The sequence below is a fragment of the Leifsonia sp. LS1 genome (genome assembly GCF_020521355.1).
In the GTDB taxonomy this organism is placed as follows: domain Bacteria; phylum Actinomycetota; class Actinomycetes; order Actinomycetales; family Microbacteriaceae; genus Leifsonia.
The window spans coordinates 139,936-162,002 of sequence record NZ_BPER01000009.1 but is presented as its reverse complement, the minus strand read 5'-3'; the positions used below and the strand labels follow the sequence as shown (position 1 = coordinate 162,002).

Below are 22,067 nucleotides of genomic sequence, written 5' to 3'. Positions count from 1 at the left end.
CACCTTCCCGACGTTCCCCGTACCGCCGGCGTCGATACGTTCCCGTGCCATGAGACCTCACCGCTCCCGTGCCGTCGCCGTGCTCGCCGCGGCCGCCACCGCCGGCGCGCTCGCCGTCGCCCTGCCCGCAGCCGCGAGCGCCGCCGACGCCTCGGGGGTGCGCATCACCGAGTGGATGTACAACCCCGTCAACTCGTCGGGCGAGTTCATCGAGTTCACGAACCTGGGTGCGGCGCCGGTGAGCCTCGCCGGCTGGTCGTTCGACGACGACAGCGAGACGCCGGGCACGGTGCCGCTGGACGGCCTGGGCACGCTCGCGGTCGGCGAGTCGGCGATCATCACCGAGTCGCCCGACGCGACGTTCCGGGCCGAGTGGGGCCTGGACGCATCGGTCAAGATCCTGGCGGGAAACACAATCGGGCTCGGGCGTGCGGACGAGATCAACCTCTTCAGTGGTCCGGACGCGGTCGCGAACCTCGTGGACCGGCTGACGTACAACGACCAGGGCACGGGCGCGGTCAAGGGTCCGCGCACGCAGGGCATCTCGGGCATCCCGAAGACGGAGGCCGCGCTGGGCGCCAACGACGCGTCGCAGTGGCAGCTCTCGGCGGAAGGAGACTCCGAGGCGTCATGGAAGTCCACCACGGGCGACATCGGCTCGCCGGGGAAGAGCCGGTTCGCGCCGGCCGACGGCGGCACGACCCCCGAGTGGACGAACATCCACATCAACGAGGTCTCCTCCGACAACGGCGCCACCCCGGTAGGCGACGCGATCGAGCTCTTCAACAGCGGCTCCACGGATGTGAGCATCGCCGGCTGGCTGCAGATCGACAGCGGCGCGGCCTCCGCCGCCACGGCGTTCTCGGCCACGCTGCCGGACGGGACCGCGACCACGGTCGTCCCGGCGCACGGCTACGTGTACTTCTCGTCGACCAAGGGTCTCGGCAGCGGCGGCGACAGCGTGAAGCTGTACCTCCCGGACGGCGCGAACGGCACGGCCGGAACGCTCGTCGACTCGGTCGACTACACCGCCGGCGAGGCCGGCACCGACGAGGGCAACAACTTCGGGGCAGGCGCGTTCGCCCGCTGCCCGGACGGCACCGGCGCCTTCGTGTCGGTCGGCACGAAGACCTTCGGCGCCTCCAACGCCGACGCCTGCACGACCCCGCTCACCAACCCGGCCGACGGCGGCACCGGCGGACAGCCGACGCTGAACTGCCAGCCGGAGGCCCCCTCGGGCACCGGCGCCCTCCCCGCGACCGCACTCCCCCCGTCCGCCTGGCCGGGCAGCTCCGAGGTCACCGTCGCCGACAAGCAGTGCGCGTGGACGACGACCACCGGCCCCGAGGGCCGCGACGTCAGCGGTCTCGTCTTCGACCCGACGGACGCGAACGTGCTCTACAGCGTCAAGAACAAGTCCTGGGTGTTCCGGATGGTGAAGCAGGACGGCCTGTGGGTCGCCGACACCAGCAACGGCTGGGGCGCGGGCAAGCAGATCTTCTTCCCGGGCAGCACCGACACCGCGACCAACCAGCCCGACTCCGAGGGACTGACGGTCGGGCCGGACGGCGCGCTGTACGTGACCACCGAGCGCAACAACGCGGCCAACAGCATCCCGCTCAACTCCATCCTGCGCATCGACCCGAACCAGTCGGGAACCCAGCTGGTCGCGACGGAGCAGTGGAATCTGACGGCCGAGTTCCCGGAGCTCCACGCCGGCAACAAGACGGAGGCCAACCTCGGCTTCGAGGGCGTCACCTTCGTGCCGGACAGCTACCTCACCGCGAACGGGTTCGTCGACCAGTCGACCGGTCGCACCTACGTCCCGGCCGACTACCCGAAGCACGGCACCGGCCTCTACTTCGCCGCCCTCGAGAACGACGGCAAACTCTACGCCTACGCGCTCAACAGCGACGGCACCTTCCACCGCGTCGCCGTCGTCGACACGAAGATGGGCCACGTCATGGACGTCGCGTTCGACACGGACACCCAGCGCATCTGGGCGCTCTGCGACAACACCTGCGGCGTCGTGTCGACGGTGCTCAAGATGAGCAGCACGGGCGCGATCGTCCCGGACGTCTCCTACAGCAAGCCGGCCGGCCTGCCGGTCGACAACCTGGAGGGCTTCGCCCTGGCGCCGGCCTCGACGTGCGTCGACGGCACCCGCGAGGCCCTGTGGTCGGATGACGGCATCTACGGCACGGGCACGGGCACGACCGGCGAGGGCCACGCCCTCTACAGCGGCCGCATCTCCTGCGACCTCGCCCTCGGCGAGCAGGGCGTCCCCCCGGTGACCACCCCGACGCCCGCGCTCACGCTGTCGGCGGACTCCGGCTCGATCGGCGACACGATCACCGTCGCGGGCAGCAACCTCACACCCGGCACCGCGGTCTCGTTCGTCTTCCACTCGACCCCGGTGCTGCTCGGCACCGCCACGAGCGACGCGAACGGGAAGCTGAGTTTCACGTTCACCGTTCCGAACGTCGCAGCGGGAGCCCACACCGTCACCGCCTCCATCGGCGGCACGGTGGTCGCCTCCACCGCATTCACCATCGTGGCCGCGGCCGACCCCGCGGTCACCGGCACCGGTTCGACCGCGAGCAGTCTCGCCTCCACCGGCTCCGACCTCAGCGGCTCGGCGATCATCGCGGCGCTGGCTCTGCTGCTCGTGGGCGGCGGCCTGCTGCTGCGCCGCCGGCCGCGCCGGGACGCGGTCAGCGAGTAGGAGCCTCACGCCGGGCAGGCGCGGCGCGGCCCCCGCCGTTCGGGGCCGCGTCGCTTGCGCGACACCCATCCCGCCCGCGCGTCAACGCCCTCCCGCACACGGTCCCTTCGCCGTACCGTCGCCGCATGCCCACTTACACTGCGACCCGGCCGCTCGAGGGCGACGCCGACGAGTACTTCGACTACGTCTCCGATCCGGAGAACCTTCCCGCCTACTTCCCGCGCATGACGGAGGCCCACGAGCTCCCCGACGGCAAGGTCGAGACGACGGCCCACGTGGATGCGGACCGCGACGGCCGGGACGAGACCGTCACCTCGGAGGCGACGTTCGACGTCGACCGGGCGGCCCGCGAGATCACCTGGTCGGCTCCCGGCCCGCACGACTACCACGGCTCGCTACGACTGACCGAGGGCGGCGTCGAGCTCACCATCCACACCACCTCCGACTTCCCCGGCATGCAGGAGGCCCTCGACGGCTCGCTGGCGTCGATCGCCGAGAACCTGGCCGCGAAGGCCTGATCGATTGCGGCCGGTTACCGACCGGAATGCGACCTAGCGTCGGAAGCGGATCCACCCGGGATCCCCGACGAGAAGGGCCGTTCCATGGATCTGGCAGCAACCCGCATCTTCACCGACGACGTCGACGGGATGGTGGCGTTCTACGAGCGCGTCACCGGCCTCGGCGCCACCCGCCGCCACCCGCTGTTCGCCGAGCTCGTCACACCGTCCGGCACACTCGCGATCGCCAGCACCCGGACGGTCGCCGCGATGGGAGACAGCGGGATGCGCGCGGCGGACAACCACTCCGTGTGCCTGGACTTCCGCGTCGGGAGCCCGGATGCGGTGGACGCCGCGCACCGCGATCTGAGCGAGGGGGCCGCCCGCATCATCCAGGAGCCCGCTGACATGCCGTGGGGCAACCGGTCGCTGCTGATCGCCGACCCGGACGGCAACCTCGTCAACGTGTTCGCGCCGCTCGCCGCGGGGTGAGCGGTTCGGTGCCGTGGACGGTCGCACGCGGTGACGGCGTCGACGAGCGCGGCCGGGGGTCTTCCGGCACGTCACCACGTTGACGATCGTGAAGCGCAATGCAGCTGAACCGAGCGTCGTCGAGTAGAGGACGGCGGCATCGATCGCGTCGTCCCAGGGCGGTGATCTCGTTCGGCTTCTCGGAGGTGCGCGACCGGGAGCGCGGACGGTGTGTGGCTATCCGGCGCTCTCTCCCGATCCGGGACACCGAGCGGGGTCGGCATCCCGGTCGGACCACAGAAGCCCCTCGCGGCGGTGCAATCCGGCGTGACCGAGCGGACGCGTGCAGTGCTGGCCGCGCTTGCGACTCGGGCAGTAACGGGGCGGACTGGCGGGCATGCCGTCACCGTACCGCCCGCTCGCCTCAGAGCGCCTCCGGTTGCATAACTCGAGGGTGCTGTCAGCTCGACGCGGACATCCGCTCCTGCAACCGGGGCCCGATCAGCCGCACCGACTCGTCCCAGAGTCGTCCCGCCGCCGGCCCGTCGGTCATCGGGCGCCACAGCGGCCGAACGGTCGGCGGCCCGCTCACAACGCGCCGCGGGCCGTAGAACCTCTCGTCTCCGTCGGGGGCGACGGCCGCCAGCAGCGCAGGGCGCGCAGCGCTCTCCACCGTCCCCGTCACGCCGATGCGGGACAGACCCCTGATGACGCGGCGTCCGATCAGCTCCCGATCGCGACCGAGACCGGGTTGTGCCGCGAGCAGATTCGTGGGCGAGACACCCGGATGCGAGAGGTTGCTGCTGATCCCCCACCCCCCGAGCCGGCTGCGCTCGTGGAGTTCCCGTGCGAAGAGGGCGACGGAGAGCTTCGACTGCGCGTAGGCCGCGCCGCCGTCGTAGGACCGCTCCCAGTTCAGATCGTCCCAGTTGATGCGCCCGCGGCGCGCGGCGATGCTGGTCTGGTGGGTCACGCGTCCGCGAGCCGCTCGGATCAGCGGCAGCAGCCCCAGGGTGAGCGCGACGTGGCCGAGGTGGTTCGTGCCGAACTGCAGTTCGAAGCCGTCGCTGGTCTCCTGCCTGGTGGGCGGGGTCATCACACCGGCGTTGTTGATGAGGATGTCGATGGGCCGCCCCTCCGCGCCGAGGGCGTCGACCAGGGCGAACACCGAGTCCAGCGAGGCCAGATCGAGGGCGGGCGTCGCCACGATCGCACCGGGGAACCGCGACGCGAGCTCGTCGGCGACGCGCCGGCCCTTCTCGGGCGAGCGGACCGGGAGGACGAGCTCGGCGCCCGCCTCCGCCAGTCGCCACGCGATCGCGCGGCCGATGCCGTCGCTCGCCCCGGTGACGACGACGAGCGTGCCCGTCAGGGGAGGAAGCAGTGCGGGTCGTGCGTTCATGGCGAGTAGGCCCTTCGTCGAGTTCGATCGAGAGATCCCATGCTCGCGCCGTCGGCGCGCGCGATCCAGTGCGCGGCGATCCACTGACATCCGATCCACCTCTCCGCGGGAACGGTCACGCGAAGGACCGGGCGCCGATGACCGACAGCAGGCGCAGCTTCTCGCTGCTGTCGCTCCCCGGCGTCGCCGTGTACACCAGCAGGCGATGCGATTGCTCGGGGTCGAGCAGCGTCTGACAGCTCAGCTCGAGAACGCCCACCTCGGGATGGAGGAAGCGTTTGCGATCCGGGGGACGCAATCCGACGTCGTGGTGGTCCCAGGCGCTCCGGAACTCCTCGCTCGAATCGAGCAGCTGCTGCCGCAGACGATCGGCAAGCGATCCCGCGCCGCGGGCGGCGGCGAGTTCCCGGAGTCCGGACGCGTAGACGCGCGACAGGACCTCCCTCTCCTCCTCGGTGTAGGCCGCACGACTTCCCGGGTCGGTGAACCAGCGGTATCCGATCGACCGCTCCGCCCCCGTCAGCGCGACGAGGTCCCCGACGAGCGCGACGCTCAGCGCCGTCTGCCGCAGGGTCTCGCCCAGCTCCGTGACGATCTCGGCGGGAGTGTCGTCGAGCCGGTCGAACACGCGGAGCATTCCCGGGCTGATGTGCTCGGTGGACGCTCCCCGGTCCGGCGGAGTGCGACCGCCCAGACGGAAGAGATGATCGCGTTCGGCGAGCGTCAGATGCAGGCCCTGGGCGATCGCGGCGAGCATCTGCTCGGACGGCTGTGGGCCGTCGCCGCGCTCGAGGCGCGAGTAGTAGTCGGTCGACATGTGGGACAGCGCGGCCACCTCCTCGCGCCGGAGGCCGACGGCGCGCCTCCGCCGGCCCGGAGGCAGCCCGACGTCCTCGGGCTGGAGCGCCTCCCGCCGGTGCCGGATGAACTCCGCAAGCCCGCGCCTGTCGATCACGGCCGCCTCCCCTCGCCGTACGGTCACGCCTCACCGCATGTCTATCGCACACGCCGCCCGGTATCCACGCCTTGACGATCCACCCCTCCCCACCCGGCTCGACCGAGCACGGTCCCGGGCGACGCGGACCTATGATGCTCGCATGGACGAGCCCACTCAGGAACAGCTGGAAGCCTCCGACAAGGTCGAGAAGCGCACGGTCGGCGGGGAACTCCGCTACTACATCAAGAACATCCGCGACCATTGGCCGGTCGTCGTCGAGAACGACCCCGACGCCGCCGGACACGAAGCGTGGTGGACGCCGGACGGGAAGTTCCACGCCACGCACGCGCAGCTGCGCCGGGATGCGATGGTGGGCGGGATCGTCTGACACCGGCGGGTCCGGGAGGCGCCCTCTGGCACCGTCCGGACCCCATGCGTCACCATGTCTGGTATGGCAGAAGTGATGCTCGCGGTCATGCCGTTCTCCGGTCACGTCGCACCCATGCGTGCGGTCGCGCGCGCCTTCGCCGCCGCCGGGCACCGGGTGCGCGTCTACACAGGGTCTGCCCATGCCGAGGCCTTCCGCGCGGACGGGGCGGAGACCGTGCCGTGGGTGAGGGCGCCGGACTTCGACGAGAACGATCCGGCCCGGACCTTTCCGCGGCTGCGCGGCCGGAAAGGGCCCCGCCAGATGATCGTGAACGTCGAGGACCTGTTCGTCCGGACGGGAGCGGCGCAATGCGCCGACCTGACGGCGGCCTTCGACACACGGCCCTGGGATGTCCTCGTCGCGGACAGCCTCTCCCTCGGCGCGCATCTGGCCGCCGAGCGGACCGGCACGCCGCGGGTGACCGTCTCGCTCGTACCCCTCGCGACACCGTCGCCGGGTGCGCCGCCGCCCGGTCTGGGCCTGCGTCCGGCGGCGTCTGCGCTGGGCCGTCTGCGGGACCGCGCCCTGTGGGCGGCGATCTCGGCCGCATCCCGCCCGATCCAGCGCGCGTTCCACGAGCAACGCGCGCTCGCCGGTCTTCCACCGACCGCACTCACGTTCCAGGAGGCGCTGTACTCACGCGACCTGGTGTGCGCCAGCGGCGTCGAGCAGTTGGAGTACCCCCGCCCGGAGTGGCCGGGCAGGATCGTCTGGGTGGGCGAGCTCGCGGACCATGCCGGCAGCGGCATCCCCGAGCCCGCGTGGTGGCCGGAGTCGGTCGCAGACCCGCGTCCACTGGTGCATGTGACCCAGGGCACGCAGAACGTGGACCCCGACGACCTCATCCGGCCGACGTTCGCCGCCCTCGGGCGGCAGCAGGTGCAGCTGGCCGTCGCGACGGGAGTGCGCGGGAACAGCGCTCTGCCGTTCCCCGCGCCGGCGAACGCGCGCGTCGCAGACCTGCTTCCGTACGATCGGCTGCTCCCCCGCGTCGACGTGATGGTGACCAACGGAGGGTGGGGCGGGGTGCTGGCGGCGTTGCGCCACGGCGTGCCCCTGGTGATCGCGGGCGGAGACCTGGACAAACCGGAAGTCGCAGCCCGCGTCGCCTGGTCCGGTGCCGGGGTGAATCTGCGCACGGGAACGCCGTCTCCCCGCGCGATCCTGCGCGCCTGGCGGCGGATCTCCGACGGAGCCGACTACCGGGCGGCTGCCGAACGCATCGGCGCGGCGCTCCGCCGGCATGACGGACCCGGCGAAGTCGTCGAGCACACGGAGGCCCTCCTCGCTGCGCGCCGCTGAGGGTGTCGCTGGACCGCGGTCGTCAGCATCTCACTGCCAGGCGCGGACGCGGTGGACGGTTGCGGTCTTGGGGTAGTGGCCGTCGCGTGGCCCGATCTCGAAGAGGTCGATCATGAGGAACAGCGGGTAGTCGGGGGCCTGCGGGATGCGCCGGAGCGTGCGGCCGTCGCATCCGATCACGGTCTCGCCGTCACCCCAGACCACCGTCCAGGTCTGTGGGGACGAGGCGTCCACCGGGACGACGACCTCGGCCATGTCGGTGGCAAGTCCCGGGTCGTGATGCGCTTTGATTCCTGTGCGGGCCACGGTGGTCTCCCCGATCGCGTCGGCGTCGATCTCGAAGATGCAGATCTCACCGGACTCGGACGGGGATCGGTGCTCGGTTCCGACGAGCCACGCCGCGAGCATGCAGCCGGCGTCCCGGCTCGCGGAGGCCGTGATCTCCACTCGCCCGCGCGACGGCGCGAAGAGGAGCGTCTGCGGCGTCTCCGTGCGCACCTCGAGATCTTCGCGGTGACGATGTGTCCCGAGCCGGGAGCCGACCGGCCCGGAGTAGACGCCGGTCTGCAGGTTCGAGACGCGCAGTGGCGCGTCTTCGGGGCGCCAATCGAGCTGGTCGGCGTCGATCCGCAACACGATCCCGGCGGCGCCGATCTCGTAGTGCGCACGTGCCCGCTCCGCCGTGGTCCACTGCGGCAGATAGCTCGCGACCCACCGCTGCGGACTCAGCCCGGCATGGAAGTCGTCATCGATGTCGGGTCGGCGGTTCGGCGCGTCGGGGAGGCTCTCCGTGAAGGACGGCATGGGACATGATCGCACGCGAGCCCGGCAAGCGGCATTGCGGGACTCGAATCGGTTCGATGCAGAGAGGAGGCGAATTCGACCTTCGGTCGACAGAACATCGTGTAAGCCTGGCGAACCGATTCGACGACCATCTCGGCGCGTCAATGCGCACATCCTCACGACGTGAAACAATCAGCAGACCCTTACCGGAGGACTGATGGCAGCAACGATCGGCGACGTGGCCCGCGCTGCCGGAGTGTCGCGGAGCACGGTGTCATACGCCCTCTCGGGCAAGCGCATGATCTCGGACGAGACCCGGGCCCGGATCCAGGCGGCCATCGACGATCTCGGCTTCACCCCGAACGCCGGAGCACGGGCGCTGGCGACCGCGCAGACGAATGTGCTGGGCCTGTACCTGCAGTTCCAGGACGACGAGTTCGCCCCGGCCATGCTGCAGTACGTGCTCCCGGTGTCGACGACGGCCCGCGAAGACGGCTTCGACCTGCTGATGGTGACCGACACCGACCTCGTCGAAGCGGTGCGGCGGACGACCTCGTCGCGCATGGTCGACGGCGTCGTGCTGCTCGACGTGACCTACGATGACGTCCGGCTCGAGCCACTGCGGGAGGCCGCCCAGCCGGCGGTGCTCATCGGCTACGCCAGGGACAGCTCCGGCTTCGACTCCTACGACCTCGATTTCGGCGAGGCGGCCCGCTTGGCCGTCGACCACCTCGCCGCGCTCGATCACACGGAACTCGTCCTCATCACGCCGCCCCGTCACGTCTACGAGCGCGGCGGCTCCTACGCCTGGCGTTTCCGGGACGCGGCCGTGGATAGGGCGGCGCGGTACGGCATCCGGATCTCCGTACTCTACGGCGACTCACGCCAGCCCGGCATCGACACCGCGTTCGACGCGGCCTTCGCCACCGCGCCGAACGCCACCGGACTCATCGTGCACAACGACGCCATGATCGCCGCGCTGCCCTCATACCTCCACAAGCGCGGCGTGCGCGCACCGGACGACCTCTCCGTCATCGGGGTCTATTCGCGGGATTTCGGCCAGACGTTCTCGCTGCCGTACACAGCCGTGGAGACCTCCCCGGATCGACTGGGCGAGCTCGCCGTCCGCCAGCTGGTCACGCGGATCGCCGATCCGGAGCGGGCGGGGGCCCCGATCGTGCGCCTGATCGAGCCGGGTCTGGTCGATCGAGGGAGCACCCGCCCGGTCGCCTGACCGGGAACATCGGCTAGCCGCGAGCGGCGGCGGCCGTCCACGCGGAGACCGGGAGCAGACCGCCCGACCGCGATGAGCAGTCGAACCGCTTCGACTTGTCTTTATCTCTCGGCGTCGCTACAGTTATCGAACCGGTTCGACGATGAAAGGAGACGCGATGGCCATCACCATCACGGATGTCGCTCGCCACGCGGGCGTGTCACCCAGCACGGTCTCCTATGCGCTGTCGGGCAAGCGACCGATCTCACCGTCGACACGTGCGCGAATCGACGAAGCGATCGCGACTCTGGGCTTCACCGCCAACGCCGGCGCGCGAGCACTCGCGACGTCCCAGACCATGGTCATCGGGCTGCTCACCCAGTTCCACCAGGACGAGTTCGCGCCGGCCATGCTGCAGTACGTCCTGCCGGTGTCCGACACCGCGCGCGAGCTCGGCTACGACATCCTGCTGGTGACCGAAGCCGACGCGACGGCCGCGCTCCGCCGAGTCACCAGCGCGGGGATGGTCGACGGGGTCGTCCTGCTCGATGTCGTCCACGAGGATCCGCGGCTGGACACCCTGCGCGCCGCGCCCCAGCCGGGAGCACTCGTCGGCCTCCCCAAGCACACCGAGGGACTGGACGTGTTCGACCTCGACTTCGGCGAGTCGGCGCGGATCCTCGTCGACCACCTCCACGAGCTCGGGCACCGCGAGATCATCGTCGTCTCTCCTCCGCGGCACGTCTTCGACCGCGGCGGGGCCTACGGCTGGCGCTTCCGCGACGCGGCGCTGGAGCGTGGCGCCCGGTACGGCCTGCAGATGCATCCGTACTTCGGCGAGGCGAAGCAGCCGGCCATCGGGCAGACGATCAACGCCATCCTCGACGCCCGACCGACCGCGACCGCGATGATCGTCCACAACGACGCCACCATCGCAGCCCTGCCGCCCGTGCTGTCGGCGCGCGGGACTCGTGTGCCGCAGGATCTGTCGGTGGTCAGTCTCTACTCCAAAGACTTCGGTCGAGCCTTCTCGCTCCCGTACACGGCGATCGAGAGCTCCCCCGATCAGCTGGGCCAGCAAGCGGTCCGGCACCTGGTGCGCAGGATCGCATCCCCCGAGCTCGCAGGAGCACCGGTGACGCGCTTCATAGCACCCGAACTCACCATCCGCGGGAGCACCGAGTAACCCGGTCCCTACAACGCAGCAGAGCATCGCTCCCGCGACACCCGAACAGCACTACACGATTCAAGGAGGAATACTGTGATCGCACACAAGCGCACGCGGCTCATCGGCGCCGCCGTGCTCGCGGCGGCCGTGATCGGCGGCGTATCGGCCTGCTCCAGCTCGAGCCCCGGCTCCACCAGCAGCGCAGGCGGCACCTACACGTTCTGGGACCCGTATCCCCAGTTCGACGCGTCCGCAGACTGGACGAAGCTCGTCGAGCAGTGCGGCAAGGACGCCGGGGTCACCGTCAAGCGCACCGGCTACGACACGAGCGACCTCACCAACAAGGCCCTCCTCGCCGGGCAGCAGGGCAGCTCCCCCGACCTGCTCCTGGTCGACAACCCGGTCGTCTCGACCCTGGCCGAGGCCGGCATCCTCACGACCACCGCTGAGAACAAGCTCGACACCTCGGACATCCAGAAGAACATCCTGGCCGCCGGCGAGCTCGACGGGAAGACGTACGGCGTTCCGATCGGCGCGAACACGCTGGCCCTGTACTACAACAAGGCCGTGCTGAACGCCGCGGGCGTGGATGTGTCCACCATCAAGGACTGGAACAGCCTGACCGCCGCTCTCGCCAAGGTGAAGGCCGCGGGCAAGAAGGGCATCACCTTCTCGGCGATCGGCACCGAAGAGGGCAGCTTCCAGTTCCTGCCGTGGTTCTGGGGCTCCGGCGCCAACCTCAAGCAGCTCGACTCCGACAAGGCCGTGCAGGCGCTGTCGCTGTGGACCGACTGGGTGAAGCAGGGCTACGCTCCCAACTCCGTGATCAACAACACCCAGACCACGTCGTGGCAGGAGTTCGCGACCGGCGACTTCGCCTTCGGCGAGAACGGCACCTGGCAGCTCGGCAACGTCAAGAAGGCCGGGATCGACTACGGCATCCTGAACATCCCTGGCATCGACGGTGGCTCCGCGCCGGCTCCGACCGGCGGCGAGTTCATGACGATCCCTGTGCAGAAGGACACCGGGCGGTACGCGACCTCCAAGAAGATCGCCGACTGCCTCACCAGCACCGAGAACTTCGTGAAGACCGACACCACCCTCTCCTACATCGCGCCCACCACGGCCGCGCAGGAGAAGCAGGTCGCGGCCGACCCGGAGCTGAAGCCCTGGGTCGAAGCCGTCGCCGCGGCCAAGGGGCGCACCAGCGACAACCTCGGCACGAAGTACCCGAAAATCTCGCAGCAGCTCTGGGGTGCCGTGCAGAACGCGCTGAGCGGTTCCCAGTCCCCCGCCGACGCACTCAAGGCCGCCCAGACGGCAGCGGCGGCCGCGACGAAGTAGCGCCGACGCACAACCCGAGTAAGGCAAACCGATGACAACCATTCAGACAGTGCCGCCCGGTTCTGTCGGAGACCACGGCGGGGTGGCGCGCGGCGCCACCCCGCCCCGGTCCCGACGGCGCAGGCGGCGCACCGGGCAGTGGGCAGCGTGGGCGTTCCTCGCCCCTGTCGTGATCTACCTCGCCGTGTTCTACGCCTACCCGCTGTATCGCAACATCGAGCTGAGCGTCCGCGACTACACGGTGCGCTCGTTCGTGATGGGCGACGCGCCGTTCGTGGGCTTCGACAACTACATCTCGGTGTTCCAGAGTCCGACGTTCGGTCCGGCGTTCCTGCACACCGCCCTCTTCACTGTCATCTCCATCGTGTTCCAGTTCACGATCGGAATGGCTCTCGCCGTGTTCTTCCACCAGCACTTCCGGCTGAGCGCGACCCTGCGGGCCCTGTTCCTGGTCCCGTGGCTGCTGCCCCTCATCGTGTCGGCCTCCACGTGGTCGTGGATGCTCAACAGCGATTCAGGCGTCGCCAACGCGTTCCTGCAGGCCATCGGTCTGCCAGGCATCAACTGGCTGACCTCGCCGGACTGGGCCCTGACCAGTGTCATCATCGCGAACATCTGGATCGGCATCCCGTTCAACCTGGTGATCATCTACTCCGGTCTCCAGAACATCCCCACAGACCTCTACGAGGCCGCCGCCCTCGACGGCGCGAACGGCTGGCAGAAGTTCTGGCGCGTCACCTTCCCGCTGCTCAAGCCGGTCTCGGCGATCACCCTGCTGCTGGGCCTGATCTACACCCTCAAGGTGTTCGACATCATCTGGATCATGACGCGAGGCGGCCCGGGCACCGCGTCGACGACCTTCGCGACCTGGTCGTACCAACTCGGGTTCGCCTCCACGCTGCCCGACTTCAGCCCCGCGGCAGCGGTCGGCAATGTGCTGATCGTGATCGCCCTGATCTTCGGGTTCATCTACATCCGCACGCAGCGAAAGCAGGACATCTCATGAACGGCAGGCGGCCGTGGTGGAAGACCGTGGTCGGGGTGGTGCTGACCGCGATCATGCTGTTCCCCGTCTACTGGATGATCAACGTCTCGCTCACCCCGACGACCGAGATGCGCAAAAGCCCGCCCGACCTCTTCCCGGTCCACGCCACCTTCGAGGGCTACCAGGCCGTGCTGAGCCAGCAGCTGCCGTACCTCGGCACCAGCCTGATCATCGGCGTCGGCACGGTCGTCCTGACCATCGCCCTCGCGGCCCCGGCCGCCTTCTCGCTCGCGAAGCTGCGTCCGAGGGGGCGTGGGGTCCTCAACTTCGTGCTGCTGATCGCGCAGATGATCCCCGGCATCATCATGGCGATGGGCTTCTATGCCATCTACCTCAACCTCGGCATCCTCAACACGATCTGGGGCCTGATCATCGCCGACTCGACTCTGGCGGTGCCGTTCGGAGTGCTGATCTTCTCGGCCTTCATGGCGGGGATCCCCGACGAGCTGATGAGCGCGGCGAAGATCGACGGAGCAGGCACGTGGCGCACCTTCCGCTCGATCGTCCTCCCGGTGAGCCGCAACGCGATCGTCACGGTGTCGCTCTTCGCGTTCCTGTGGGCCTGGTCCGACTTCATCTTCTCGTCGACCCTGAATAGCGGAGGCACCCTGCAGACGATCACGCTCGGCATCTACAGGTACATCGGCAACAACAACCAGGAGTGGAACGCGATCATGGCCACTGCCGTGGTGGCCTCCATCCCGGCAGCCGTGCTCCTCGTCCTCGCCCAGAAGTACGTCGCAGCGGGCGTCACTGCCGGGGCGGTGAAGGACTGACATGACACTCCTCGATCAGTTCGCGTTCGACATCGGCGAGATCCCGTTCTCGCTCCGCGGCTCCTGGCTCGACCTGTCCCGCGTCATCGGTCTGCACAGGAGCTCCCCCGAGGTGCATCTGGTCACCCACACCGGCGGCATGCACCCGATCTTCCGTTTGGTGCCCGTCGGGGTGGACGGGGCCGAGGAACCGCAGGTGATCGCCACGACTGCGACGCTCTCCTGGCGAACGGGTGCCGGGGAGGCCCGGGCCGTCTTCGCCTCCGGCCGGGATATCCGCTTTCGCGGGCGGGGGCTCGGGATGCGGTTCGTCGCGGGCGACCATCTCACCCCGTTCACGGGCGGCTACCTCTTCGAGGACCCCGTCGACGGCGCGCTCACCCTCACGAGCTACGAGTCCGGCCGACGATACCGCTTCACCGTCGTGGAGGGATCCCCCACGACGACCGGTGTCGGTGCGCTCGGGCAGAGTTCGCGCTCGATCGAGTTCGGCGCGGAGGGCGCATGGGAGGTCCTCGTGGAGGAGATCGGCGCGGCCGCGCCCCGCCCCCCGGGGGGGGCGCGGGGGGGCGCGCCCCCCCCGCGACCCGATGTCTCGGCGCGGTTCGACGACCTCGCCGCCGCGCGACGGCAGGAGTTCGCGCAGTACCTCGACGGGCTGCACGGAGCGGACATCGACGACGGCGCGATCAAGGCCGCGTACGTGCTGTGGTCGGCGACGGTCGCTCCGGCCGGGTTCGTGCGGCGCGAGGCCGTGTTGATGTCCAAGCACTGGATGGACAAGGTCTGGAGCTGGGACCACTGCTTCAACGCCATCGCCCTCGCCGGCGCCGATCCCCGGGCCGCACTCGACCAGTTCCTGGTCCCTTTCGACCACCAGGAGGCGACGGGCGCGATCCCCGACTCGGTGACGCACTCCGAAGTGCTCTACAACTTCGTCAAGCCGCCCATCCACGGTTGGGCGTTCGCGCAGCTGCGCCGCCGCACCGGCGACGCGTACGCGGAGGCGGAGCTCACCAGCGTCTACGAGCACCTCAGCGCCTGGACGCGCTTTTGGCTCGATCACCGGCGCCGCCCCGGCCACCGCCTGCCGTACTATCAGCACGGCAACGACAGCGGCTGGGACAACTCGACCACGTTCGACGCGGGCGGCGTCGTCGAGTCGCCCGACCTGGCGAGCTTCCTCATCCTGCAGCTTCGAGAACTCCACGAGCTCGGCCGCAGGCTCGGCCGCTCGACACTCGAGTGGGAGGCCGCCGAAGGCGATCTGACCGCGGCCCTCTTCGAGGAGCTGTGGACCGGCGAGCGTTTCGTCGCACGGCTCGCAACGACGGGCGAGGCCGCTCCGGCCAGCAGCCTCCTCAACTGCCTCCCCATCGTGCTCGGGGAGCTGCTGCCGCGAGAGGTCGCCGATGCGCTCGAGCGACGGATCGGCGAGCATCTGACGGCGTGGGGACCGGCCACCGAACCGGTCGGCTCGCCCGAGTACGACGACGACGGCTACTGGCGCGGCCCGATCTGGGCACCGTCCACCGCCCTGATCGAGGACGGACTCCGCCGAGCCGGGCGCACCATCCTGGCCGACGAGATCAGCGCGCGCTTCCGCGCACTCTGCGAGACCTCCGGATTCGCAGAGAACTTCGATGCGCGAACCGGGGCGGGCCTGCGCGACCGCGCCTACAGCTGGACTGCCGCCGCCTACCTCACCCTGCGTTCCGACGCCGCTCAGCGCGGTGCACGCGCCGCATGACCAGGAGAACGATGACCGACACGATCAGCGGCGTCCGCCGCGGCGGCCCCGTGGACCCCAGCCGCTCCGCCCTGCGCCCCCTGGGCCCGGACGAGCTCCGCATCACCGGGGGTTTCTGGGGCGACAAGCAGGAGCTCAACGGTCGCACGATCATCCGGCACTGTCTGAGCTGGATGGAACGCATCGGCTGGATCGCCAACTTCGACCGCGCTGCAGCGGGCACCGTCGCCGAGCACCATGACGGCATCGAGTTCGTCGACTCGGAGGTCTACAAACTGCTGGAGGCCATGGCGTGGGAGCTGGGCCGCGATCCGGGTTCGGAGCTCGAAGCGGATTATCAGCGACTCGTCGCCCGGGTGGCGGCGGCCCAGGAGCCGGACGGCTACCTCCACACATCGTTCGGCCGACCGGGTCAGCGGGCGCGCTACTCCGACCTCGAGTTCGGCCACGAGCTCTACTGCTTCGGCCACCTCTTCCAGGCCGCCGTGGCCCGCGTGCGCAGCGGCCGCCACGACACGATCGTGGAGGTCGCACGCCGGCTCGCGGAACACGTCCACGCGGAGTTCGGACCGGGCGGACGCGACGCCGTCTGCGGCCATCCCGAGATCGAGACCGCACTCGTCGAGCTCGGCCGCGCGCTGTCGGAGCCCCGGTACATCGACCTCGCGGCCGTCCTCGTCGAACGCCGGGGGCGGCGTCGGCTGAAGACCACGCTGTTCCAGGGAAGCGACTACTTCCTCGACGACCAGCCGGTGCGATCGTCGGATCGACTGCGCGGTCATGCCGTGCGAGCCATGTATCTGGCCTCCGGAGCGGCGGACGTCGCAGCGGAGCGTGGCGACGCGGAGCTGTTGGCCGCCGTCGAACGCCAGTGGGCGAACACCGTGGCCTCCCGCACCTACATCACCGGCGGCGTCGGCGCCCACCATCAGAACGAGGAATTCGGTGCCGACCTCGAGCTGCCTCCGGATCGGGCCTACGCAGAGACGTGCGCGGCGATCGGGTCGGTCATGCTCAGCTGGCGGCTGCTGCTGGCCACCGGTGAGAGCAAGTACGCCGACCTGATCGAGCGGACGCTCTACAACGCGATCCTCGTCTCGCCGCGTGAGGACGGCAGGGCGTTCTACTACGCGAACACGCTCCACCAGCGGGTGCAGGGCACGGTCCCCGCCGACGACGAGCTCAGCGAGCGGGCGGAGTCCAGCCTCCGGGCGCCCTGGTTCGAGGTCTCCTGCTGCCCGACGAACCTCGCGCGCACGCTCGCGAGCGTGGGCTCGTACATCGCGACCGCCACCCACGACGGCGTTCAGCTGCACCAGTTGGCGGACACCGAACTCGCCACGCGAACGGGCGGCGGCGTGACCGTCGAGCTCGAGATGCGGACAAACGGGTACCCCTTCGGGGGCGAGATCGTCATCGCCGCGCGGTCGGACGGGGAGGTCGAGATCGCAGTCAGGGTGCCGGCCTGGGCGCATTCGGCGCACGTGAGCCACGCGGGCACCGATCACACCGCCGTCGACGGCTATGTCCGCATCCGCGCCTGGTTCGATCCGGAGGATCCGATCCGCCTGTCGCTGCCGATGGAGCCCCGGTTCGCGTACCCGGCGCCCGGCATCGACGCCGTGCGCGGGACGGTCGCCGTCGAGCGCGGCCCCCTGGTGCTCTGCGCGGAGTCGACCGGCCTCCCGGAGGGCGTGCACGTGGACGAGATCCGCATCCACGACGGACTCCCGCTCGCCGCCACCCCGACGGGAGCGCAGGCCCGGATCACGGTCGTCCGCAGCCCCGGCGCCGAGTGGCCGTACGCGCCGCAGCCCGGGATCGTCTCCGGGGCCGAGGAGCGCACCCTCGAGTTGAAGCCCTACTTCGGCTGGGGCAACAACGGGCCGAGCACGATGCGGGTGTTCCTCCCTCGCCACAGCGCCTGAGCGACGCGAGCCACCTGGCCGCCATCGAAGTCATCGGCGATGGCGGCCAGGTCCCCCACGAGACCACCTGTCCGGGCGCGACCGGCTACGCCGTGACGGAGCGGCGCTTGTTGTAGACGTCGAACGCGACGGCCGCCAGCAGCACCAGGCCCTTGATGAGCAGCTGGTAGTCGCTGTCGATTCCGAGGATCGACATGCCGTTGTTGAGGACTCCGATGATCAGGCCGCCGATGATCGCGCCGGGGACGGTGCCGATACCTCCCGTGACGGCCGCACCACCGATGAACACCGCGGAGATCGCGTCGAGTTCGAAACCGTTGCCCGCGCTCGGACTCGCCAGGTTGAGACCGGCCGTGAACACCAGACCGGCCACCGCCGACAGGACGCCCATGTTCACGAAGAGCAGGAACGTCACTCGCTTCGTCTTGACGCCCGAGAGCGCGGCGGCGGCGAGGTTGCCTCCGATCGCGTAGATGTGCCGCCCGAAGACGGAACGGTTCATGATCGCCGAGTAGCCGATCACGAGCACCGCCAGGATGATGAGGACGATGGGAGTGCCGTTGTAGCTCGCGAGGAGCACGGTGATCACCAGCACCAGGAGCACCAGGAACGCGAGCTTGACGAGGAACCACCACAGCGGCTCGTCTTCGAGGTCGAACTTGCGGCGGACCGCCCGCTGACGGAGCGCGTTCGCGATGATCGCGATGCTCGCCAGGATGCCGAGGACCATGGTGAGCGGCTCATACCCGGTGGTGCCGAACGTCGGCAGGAAACCGGAGCCGATCGCACGGAACTCCTTCGGGAAGAAGGAGATCTGCTGGTTTCCGAGCGCGATCTGGGCCGCCCCGCGGAACGCGAGCATCCCCGCGAGGGTGACGATGAAGGCGGGGATGCCGAAGTAGGCGATCCAGAACCCCTGCCACGCGCCGACGAGCGCGCCGAGGACGAGGCAGAACACGACGGCCAGCGGCCAGGGCAGATGCCATTGGGAGATGAACACTCCCGCCATCGCGCCGATGAACGCCACTACGCTGCCGACCGAGAGGTCGATGTGGCCGGCGATGATGACCATGACCATGCCGATCGCCAGGATCAGGATGTAGCTGTTCTGCACGATCAGGTTCGACACGTTGATCGGGGCGAGGGTGATGCCGCCGGTCGCCACCTGGAAGAAGATCACGATCGCGATCAGGGTGATGAACAGGCCGATCTGGCGCAGCTGCCCGGTCAGATAGCTGAGGGCGTTGATAAACGGTTTCATGCGTGCTTCTTCTCGCGTTCCTGGGTCATGAATTGCATGAGGTATTCGGCGGTCGCCTTCTCTCTCGGCACGTCGGCGGTGATCCGGCCTTCGCTGAGGGTGTAGATGCGATCGCAGATGCCGAGCAGCTCGGGCAGCTCGGAGGAGATGACGACGATGCCCTTGCCCTGGTCGGCGAGCCGGTCGATGATCGTGTAGATCTCGTACTTCGCGCCCACGTCGATGCCGCGGGTCGGCTCGTCGAGGATCAGCACGTCCGGGTCGGAGTACATCCACTTCGACAGCACGACCTTCTGCTGGTTGCCCCCCGACAGCTTTCCGGTGATCGCCAGGACGCTCGGCGTCTTGATGTTCATCGACCGCCGGAAATCCTCGGCCACGAGCCGCTCGCGCTGCTCGTTGACGAAGTGGAACCAGTTGACGAGCTTGTCGAGAGCCGCGATGGAGATGTTGCGCTGGATGTTGTCGATCAGATTGAGGCCGAAGTGTTTGCGGTCCTCGGTGGAGTAGGCGATGCCGTTCGCGATCGCCTTCGACACGGTGCTGACCGAGATCGGTACGCCCCTTTTGTAGACCTGTCCGGTGATCCCGACCCCGTAGCTGCGACCGAAGATGCTCATGGCGAGCTCGGTCCGCCCCGCACCCATCAGTCCCGCGATGCCGACGATCTCGCCCTCGCGCACCGAGAAGCTGACATCGTCGACCACCGTGCGGGTGCGATCGAGAGGGTGGTGCACGGTCCAGTTCTCGACGCGGAGCAGTTCCGCGCCGGTGTGCGGGACATGGTCGGGGAAGCGGCTGGCGACGTCCCGGCCGACCATGCCTTTGATGATGCGCTCTTCGCTGGTTCCCCGCTCCCCCATCTCGAGCGTCTCGATCGTGCGTCCGTCGCGGATGATGGTCACACGGTCGGCGATGGCTTTGATCTCGTTCAGCTTGTGACTGATGATGATCGACGTGATGCCGTGCGTCTGGAGCTGACGGATGAGATCGAGCAGGTGGGCGGAGTCGTCGTCGTTGAGCGCGGCGGTCGGCTCGTCCAGGATGAGGATCTTGACCTCTTTGGAGAGCGCCTTGGCGATCTCGACCAGTTGCTGCTTGCCGACGCCGATGTCTTTGATCTTGGTGATCGGATTGTCGCTCAGGCCGACGCGGTCGAGCAGCTTCGCGGCTTCGAGGTTCGTGGCGTTCCAGTCGATGAAGCCGCGCTTCTGGCGTTCGTTGCCGAGGTAGATGTTCTCGGCGATCGACAGATACGGCGACAGCGCCAGCTCCTGGTGGATGATGACGACGCCTGCCGCCTCCGAGTCGTTGATCGACCGGAACTCGACAGGCTCGCCGTTCACGACGATCTCACCCTCGAAGGTTCCGTGCGGGTACACGCCGGACAGCACCTTCATCAAGGTGGACTTGCCGGCGCCGTTCTCACCGCAGATCGCGTGGACGGATCCCTCTTCGACGGTGATCGAGACGTCTTGCAGCGCTTTCACGCCGGGAAAGCTCTTCGAGATGTTCCGCATCTCGAGAATCGTGCGGGCCATGGTCTCCCTTGCTCGTGGTGAGGGCCGGCGGGCGGGCTCGAGGCACACCCGCCGGCCTGTGGTCCGCTGCTACTGCAGTTCGGATTCCTTGTAGTAGCCGCTGTCGACCAGGATCTCCTTGTAGTTGTCCTTCGTCACGACCACCGGCTGGAACAGGTAGCTCGGCACGACCTTGACCTTGTTGTCGTAGCTCTTCGTGTCGTTGACCTCCGGCTTCTTGCCCGTGAGGAGGTCGTTCGCCATCGAGGCCGCTTCGTTGGCCAGCTTGCGGGTGTCCTTGTAGATCGTCGAGTACTGGGTTCCCGCGATGATCTGCTTGACGCTCGCGACCTCGGCGTCCTGACCGGTGATGACCGGGATCGTCTTGCCGCCCGACCCGTAGCCGGCGCCCTCGAGCGCGCTCAGGATGCCGTCGGACAGGCCGTCGTAGGGCGAGAGCACGCCCTGCACGGTCGCGCCGGTGGAGTACGACTTGGCGATCAGGTCCTGCATCCTGGCCTTCGCCGTCGCCGGGTCCCAGCGCTGGATCGCGACCTGGTTGAAGACGGTCTGACCGCTGCCCACGACCAGCGTCCCGTCGGCGATGTACGGCTTCAGCGTGTCCATCGCGCCGTTGTAGAAGAACGTCGCGTTGTTGTCGTCCGGGCTGCCGGCGAAGACCTCGATGTTGAACGGACCCTTCGTTCCCGTGGGCTTGCCGTCCTTGTCGAGCACACCGAGTCCGGTGAGGAGCGAGTTGGCCTGGTAGACACCGACCTTGTAGTTGTCGAAGGAGACGTAGTAGTCGACGTTCTTGTCGCCGGTGAGCAGGCGGTCGTACGAGATGACCTTGATGCCGGCCTTGGCCGCGGCGTCCAGCTGGTCCGTGAGCGAGCCCCCGTCGATCGAGGCGATGATCAGCACCTTGGCGCCCTTGGTGATCATGGTGTTGACCTGCTGGACCTGAGTGGGGATGTCGTTGTTGGCGTACTCCAGGTCGACCTTGTACCCGTCCTTCTCCAGGTCGGACTTGACGGCGTTGCCGTCGGCGATCCAGCGTTCGGAGACCTTGGTCGGCATCGCGACTCCGACGAGCGCGCCCTTGTTGTCGGTGCCCGATCCCGAGCCGGTGCCTCCGCGACCCCCTCCTGTGCAGGCGGCGAGTGCGACCGCGACGCCGAGGGCCGCGGCGGCGAGTGCGACTTTCCTGAACTTCACTGTGATTCCCTTCGAGCGGTGAGGCGACCCGTGCGCCCGATGCGCGCGGATTCGCCGGGCTCGGAACCGTCACGCCCGCGACGCCCAGCACTCGACGGGATGTCGCACGCGCGACCGCTGCGGTGCGATCGGACTGCTGACATCGGTGACTCCCTCGTCGTATGCTGGGCCGTACGCAATATATGAGACCGGTCCCAGAACGGGTTAGACGCTACGACCCTCACCCATCGTTCGTCAAGCCTCCCGGCCAAATAAGATGAACCAGGTCGACTCCTCCGGCAGCGCAGCCGACCTCTC

18 protein-coding genes are annotated in these 22,067 nt (G+C 68.9%); 12 read left to right on the top strand and 6 right to left on the bottom strand.

What is annotated here, in order from left to right:
- The first annotated feature begins 49 nt into the window (after positions 1-49).
- The 3 genes from LLS1_RS16240 (at position 50) to LLS1_RS16230 (ending at position 3,714) form a co-directional block, all read left to right on the top strand.
- Entirely contained in the window at positions 50-2,725 is a 2,676-nt protein-coding gene (locus LLS1_RS16240; RefSeq protein ID WP_226657159.1) for a lamin tail domain-containing protein, read from the top strand.
- A gap of 125 nt (positions 2,726-2,850) precedes the next feature.
- On the top strand, positions 2,851-3,243 hold the full coding sequence (locus LLS1_RS16235; RefSeq protein WP_226657157.1) for an SRPBCC family protein: 393 nt from the start codon (positions 2,851-2,853) through the stop codon (positions 3,241-3,243).
- An 84-nt stretch (positions 3,244-3,327) separates the two neighbouring features.
- On the top strand, positions 3,328-3,714 hold the full coding sequence (locus LLS1_RS16230; protein ID WP_226657155.1) for a glyoxalase/bleomycin resistance/extradiol dioxygenase family protein: 387 nt from the start codon (positions 3,328-3,330) through the stop codon (positions 3,712-3,714).
- A gap of 439 nt (positions 3,715-4,153) precedes the next feature.
- Here the strand turns inward: LLS1_RS16230 and LLS1_RS16225 are convergent, their stop codons facing one another.
- Complete coding sequence (locus LLS1_RS16225; RefSeq protein ID WP_226657153.1) at positions 4,154-5,095, bottom strand: SDR family oxidoreductase; 942 nt, start codon at positions 5,093-5,095, stop codon at positions 4,154-4,156.
- A 115-nt stretch (positions 5,096-5,210) separates the two neighbouring features.
- Positions 5,211-6,050, bottom strand: coding sequence for a helix-turn-helix transcriptional regulator (locus LLS1_RS16220; protein ID WP_226657151.1), 840 nt, complete (start codon positions 6,048-6,050; stop codon positions 5,211-5,213).
- 142 nt (positions 6,051-6,192) lie between these two features.
- On the opposite strand from LLS1_RS16220, the gene LLS1_RS16215 reads away from it, so the two are divergent.
- Positions 6,193-6,420 carry a hypothetical protein gene (locus tag LLS1_RS16215; RefSeq protein ID WP_223359575.1) on the top strand — a complete coding sequence of 76 codons (228 nt, stop codon included), beginning with the start codon at positions 6,193-6,195 and terminating at the stop codon, positions 6,418-6,420.
- A gap of 63 nt (positions 6,421-6,483) precedes the next feature.
- The gene (locus LLS1_RS16210; protein WP_226657150.1) at positions 6,484-7,764 is read left to right on the top strand and encodes a glycosyltransferase; all 1,281 of its coding nucleotides are present in this window, start codon (positions 6,484-6,486) and stop codon (positions 7,762-7,764) included.
- Positions 7,765-7,794: 30 nt separating this feature from the next.
- Here LLS1_RS16210 and LLS1_RS16205 read toward each other — a convergent pair whose 3' ends face one another.
- A complete protein-coding gene (locus tag LLS1_RS16205; RefSeq protein ID WP_226657148.1) occupies positions 7,795-8,568 on the bottom strand; it encodes a hypothetical protein in 774 nt (257 codons plus the stop codon).
- Positions 8,569-8,764: 196 nt separating this feature from the next.
- Between LLS1_RS16205 and LLS1_RS16200 the strand changes: the two genes are divergently transcribed.
- The 7 genes from LLS1_RS16200 to LLS1_RS16170 all read left to right on the top strand — a co-directional run bounded on the left by LLS1_RS16200 (position 8,765) and on the right by LLS1_RS16170 (position 17,771).
- The gene (locus tag LLS1_RS16200) at positions 8,765-9,781 is read left to right on the top strand and encodes a LacI family DNA-binding transcriptional regulator (protein ID WP_226657146.1); all 1,017 of its coding nucleotides are present in this window, start codon (positions 8,765-8,767) and stop codon (positions 9,779-9,781) included.
- 157 nt (positions 9,782-9,938) lie between these two features.
- Positions 9,939-10,946 (top strand): LacI family DNA-binding transcriptional regulator, encoded by a 1,008-nt coding sequence (locus LLS1_RS16195; RefSeq protein WP_226657144.1) that lies wholly within the window; start codon positions 9,939-9,941, stop codon positions 10,944-10,946.
- A gap of 75 nt (positions 10,947-11,021) precedes the next feature.
- Positions 11,022-12,272, top strand: coding sequence for an extracellular solute-binding protein (locus LLS1_RS16190; RefSeq protein WP_226657142.1), 1,251 nt, complete (start codon positions 11,022-11,024; stop codon positions 12,270-12,272).
- A gap of 31 nt (positions 12,273-12,303) precedes the next feature.
- Complete coding sequence (locus LLS1_RS16185; RefSeq protein ID WP_226657140.1) at positions 12,304-13,278, top strand: carbohydrate ABC transporter permease; 975 nt, start codon at positions 12,304-12,306, stop codon at positions 13,276-13,278.
- Positions 13,275-14,093, top strand: a complete 819-nt coding sequence (locus LLS1_RS16180) for a carbohydrate ABC transporter permease (protein ID WP_226657138.1) — start codon at positions 13,275-13,277, stop codon at positions 14,091-14,093. Before LLS1_RS16185 ends, LLS1_RS16180 begins: the two co-directional genes overlap by 4 nt.
- Before the next feature lies 1 nt (position 14,094).
- Entirely contained in the window at positions 14,095-15,843 is a 1,749-nt protein-coding gene (locus LLS1_RS16175) for an amylo-alpha-1,6-glucosidase (RefSeq protein ID WP_226657136.1), read from the top strand.
- Positions 15,844-15,854: 11 nt separating this feature from the next.
- On the top strand, positions 15,855-17,771 hold the full coding sequence (locus LLS1_RS16170; protein ID WP_226657134.1) for a glycoside hydrolase family 127 protein: 1,917 nt from the start codon (positions 15,855-15,857) through the stop codon (positions 17,769-17,771).
- Between the two features lie 85 nt (positions 17,772-17,856).
- Here the strand turns inward: LLS1_RS16170 and mmsB are convergent, their stop codons facing one another.
- From mmsB to chvE, 3 genes are all read right to left on the bottom strand, one after another.
- Complete coding sequence (gene mmsB / locus LLS1_RS16165; protein ID WP_223359558.1) at positions 17,857-19,032, bottom strand: multiple monosaccharide ABC transporter permease; 1,176 nt, start codon at positions 19,030-19,032, stop codon at positions 17,857-17,859.
- Positions 19,029-20,573, bottom strand: a complete 1,545-nt coding sequence (mmsA, locus tag LLS1_RS16160) for a multiple monosaccharide ABC transporter ATP-binding protein (RefSeq protein ID WP_226657132.1) — start codon at positions 20,571-20,573, stop codon at positions 19,029-19,031. The genes mmsB and mmsA overlap by 4 nt, the downstream gene beginning before the upstream one ends.
- Before the next feature lie 69 nt (positions 20,574-20,642).
- Positions 20,643-21,770, bottom strand: a complete 1,128-nt coding sequence (chvE, locus tag LLS1_RS16155) for a multiple monosaccharide ABC transporter substrate-binding protein (RefSeq protein WP_226657130.1) — start codon at positions 21,768-21,770, stop codon at positions 20,643-20,645.
- Positions 21,771-22,067: the final 297 nt, after the last annotated feature.

Coding starts and splice junctions, on each gene's coding strand:
- LLS1_RS16200 (WP_226657146.1), top strand. CDS start 8,765: ATGGCAGCAACGATCGGCGACGTGGCCCGCGCTGCCGGAGTGTCGCGG.
- LLS1_RS16240 (WP_226657159.1), top strand. CDS start 50: ATGAGACCTCACCGCTCCCGTGCCGTCGCCGTGCTCGCCGCGGCCGCC.
- LLS1_RS16225 (WP_226657153.1), bottom strand. CDS start 5,095: ATGAACGCACGACCCGCACTGCTTCCTCCCCTGACGGGCACGCTCGTC.
- LLS1_RS16230 (WP_226657155.1), top strand. CDS start 3,328: ATGGATCTGGCAGCAACCCGCATCTTCACCGACGACGTCGACGGGATG.
- mmsA (WP_226657132.1), bottom strand. CDS start 20,573: ATGGCCCGCACGATTCTCGAGATGCGGAACATCTCGAAGAGCTTTCCC.
- LLS1_RS16170 (WP_226657134.1), top strand. CDS start 15,855: ATGACCGACACGATCAGCGGCGTCCGCCGCGGCGGCCCCGTGGACCCC.
- LLS1_RS16195 (WP_226657144.1), top strand. CDS start 9,939: ATGGCCATCACCATCACGGATGTCGCTCGCCACGCGGGCGTGTCACCC.
- mmsB (WP_223359558.1), bottom strand. CDS start 19,032: ATGAAACCGTTTATCAACGCCCTCAGCTATCTGACCGGGCAGCTGCGC.
- LLS1_RS16185 (WP_226657140.1), top strand. CDS start 12,304: ATGACAACCATTCAGACAGTGCCGCCCGGTTCTGTCGGAGACCACGGC.
- LLS1_RS16235 (WP_226657157.1), top strand. CDS start 2,851: ATGCCCACTTACACTGCGACCCGGCCGCTCGAGGGCGACGCCGACGAG.
- LLS1_RS16205 (WP_226657148.1), bottom strand. CDS start 8,568: ATGCCGTCCTTCACGGAGAGCCTCCCCGACGCGCCGAACCGCCGACCC.
- LLS1_RS16215 (WP_223359575.1), top strand. CDS start 6,193: ATGGACGAGCCCACTCAGGAACAGCTGGAAGCCTCCGACAAGGTCGAG.
- LLS1_RS16210 (WP_226657150.1), top strand. CDS start 6,484: ATGGCAGAAGTGATGCTCGCGGTCATGCCGTTCTCCGGTCACGTCGCA.
- LLS1_RS16180 (WP_226657138.1), top strand. CDS start 13,275: ATGAACGGCAGGCGGCCGTGGTGGAAGACCGTGGTCGGGGTGGTGCTG.
- LLS1_RS16175 (WP_226657136.1), top strand. CDS start 14,095: ATGACACTCCTCGATCAGTTCGCGTTCGACATCGGCGAGATCCCGTTC.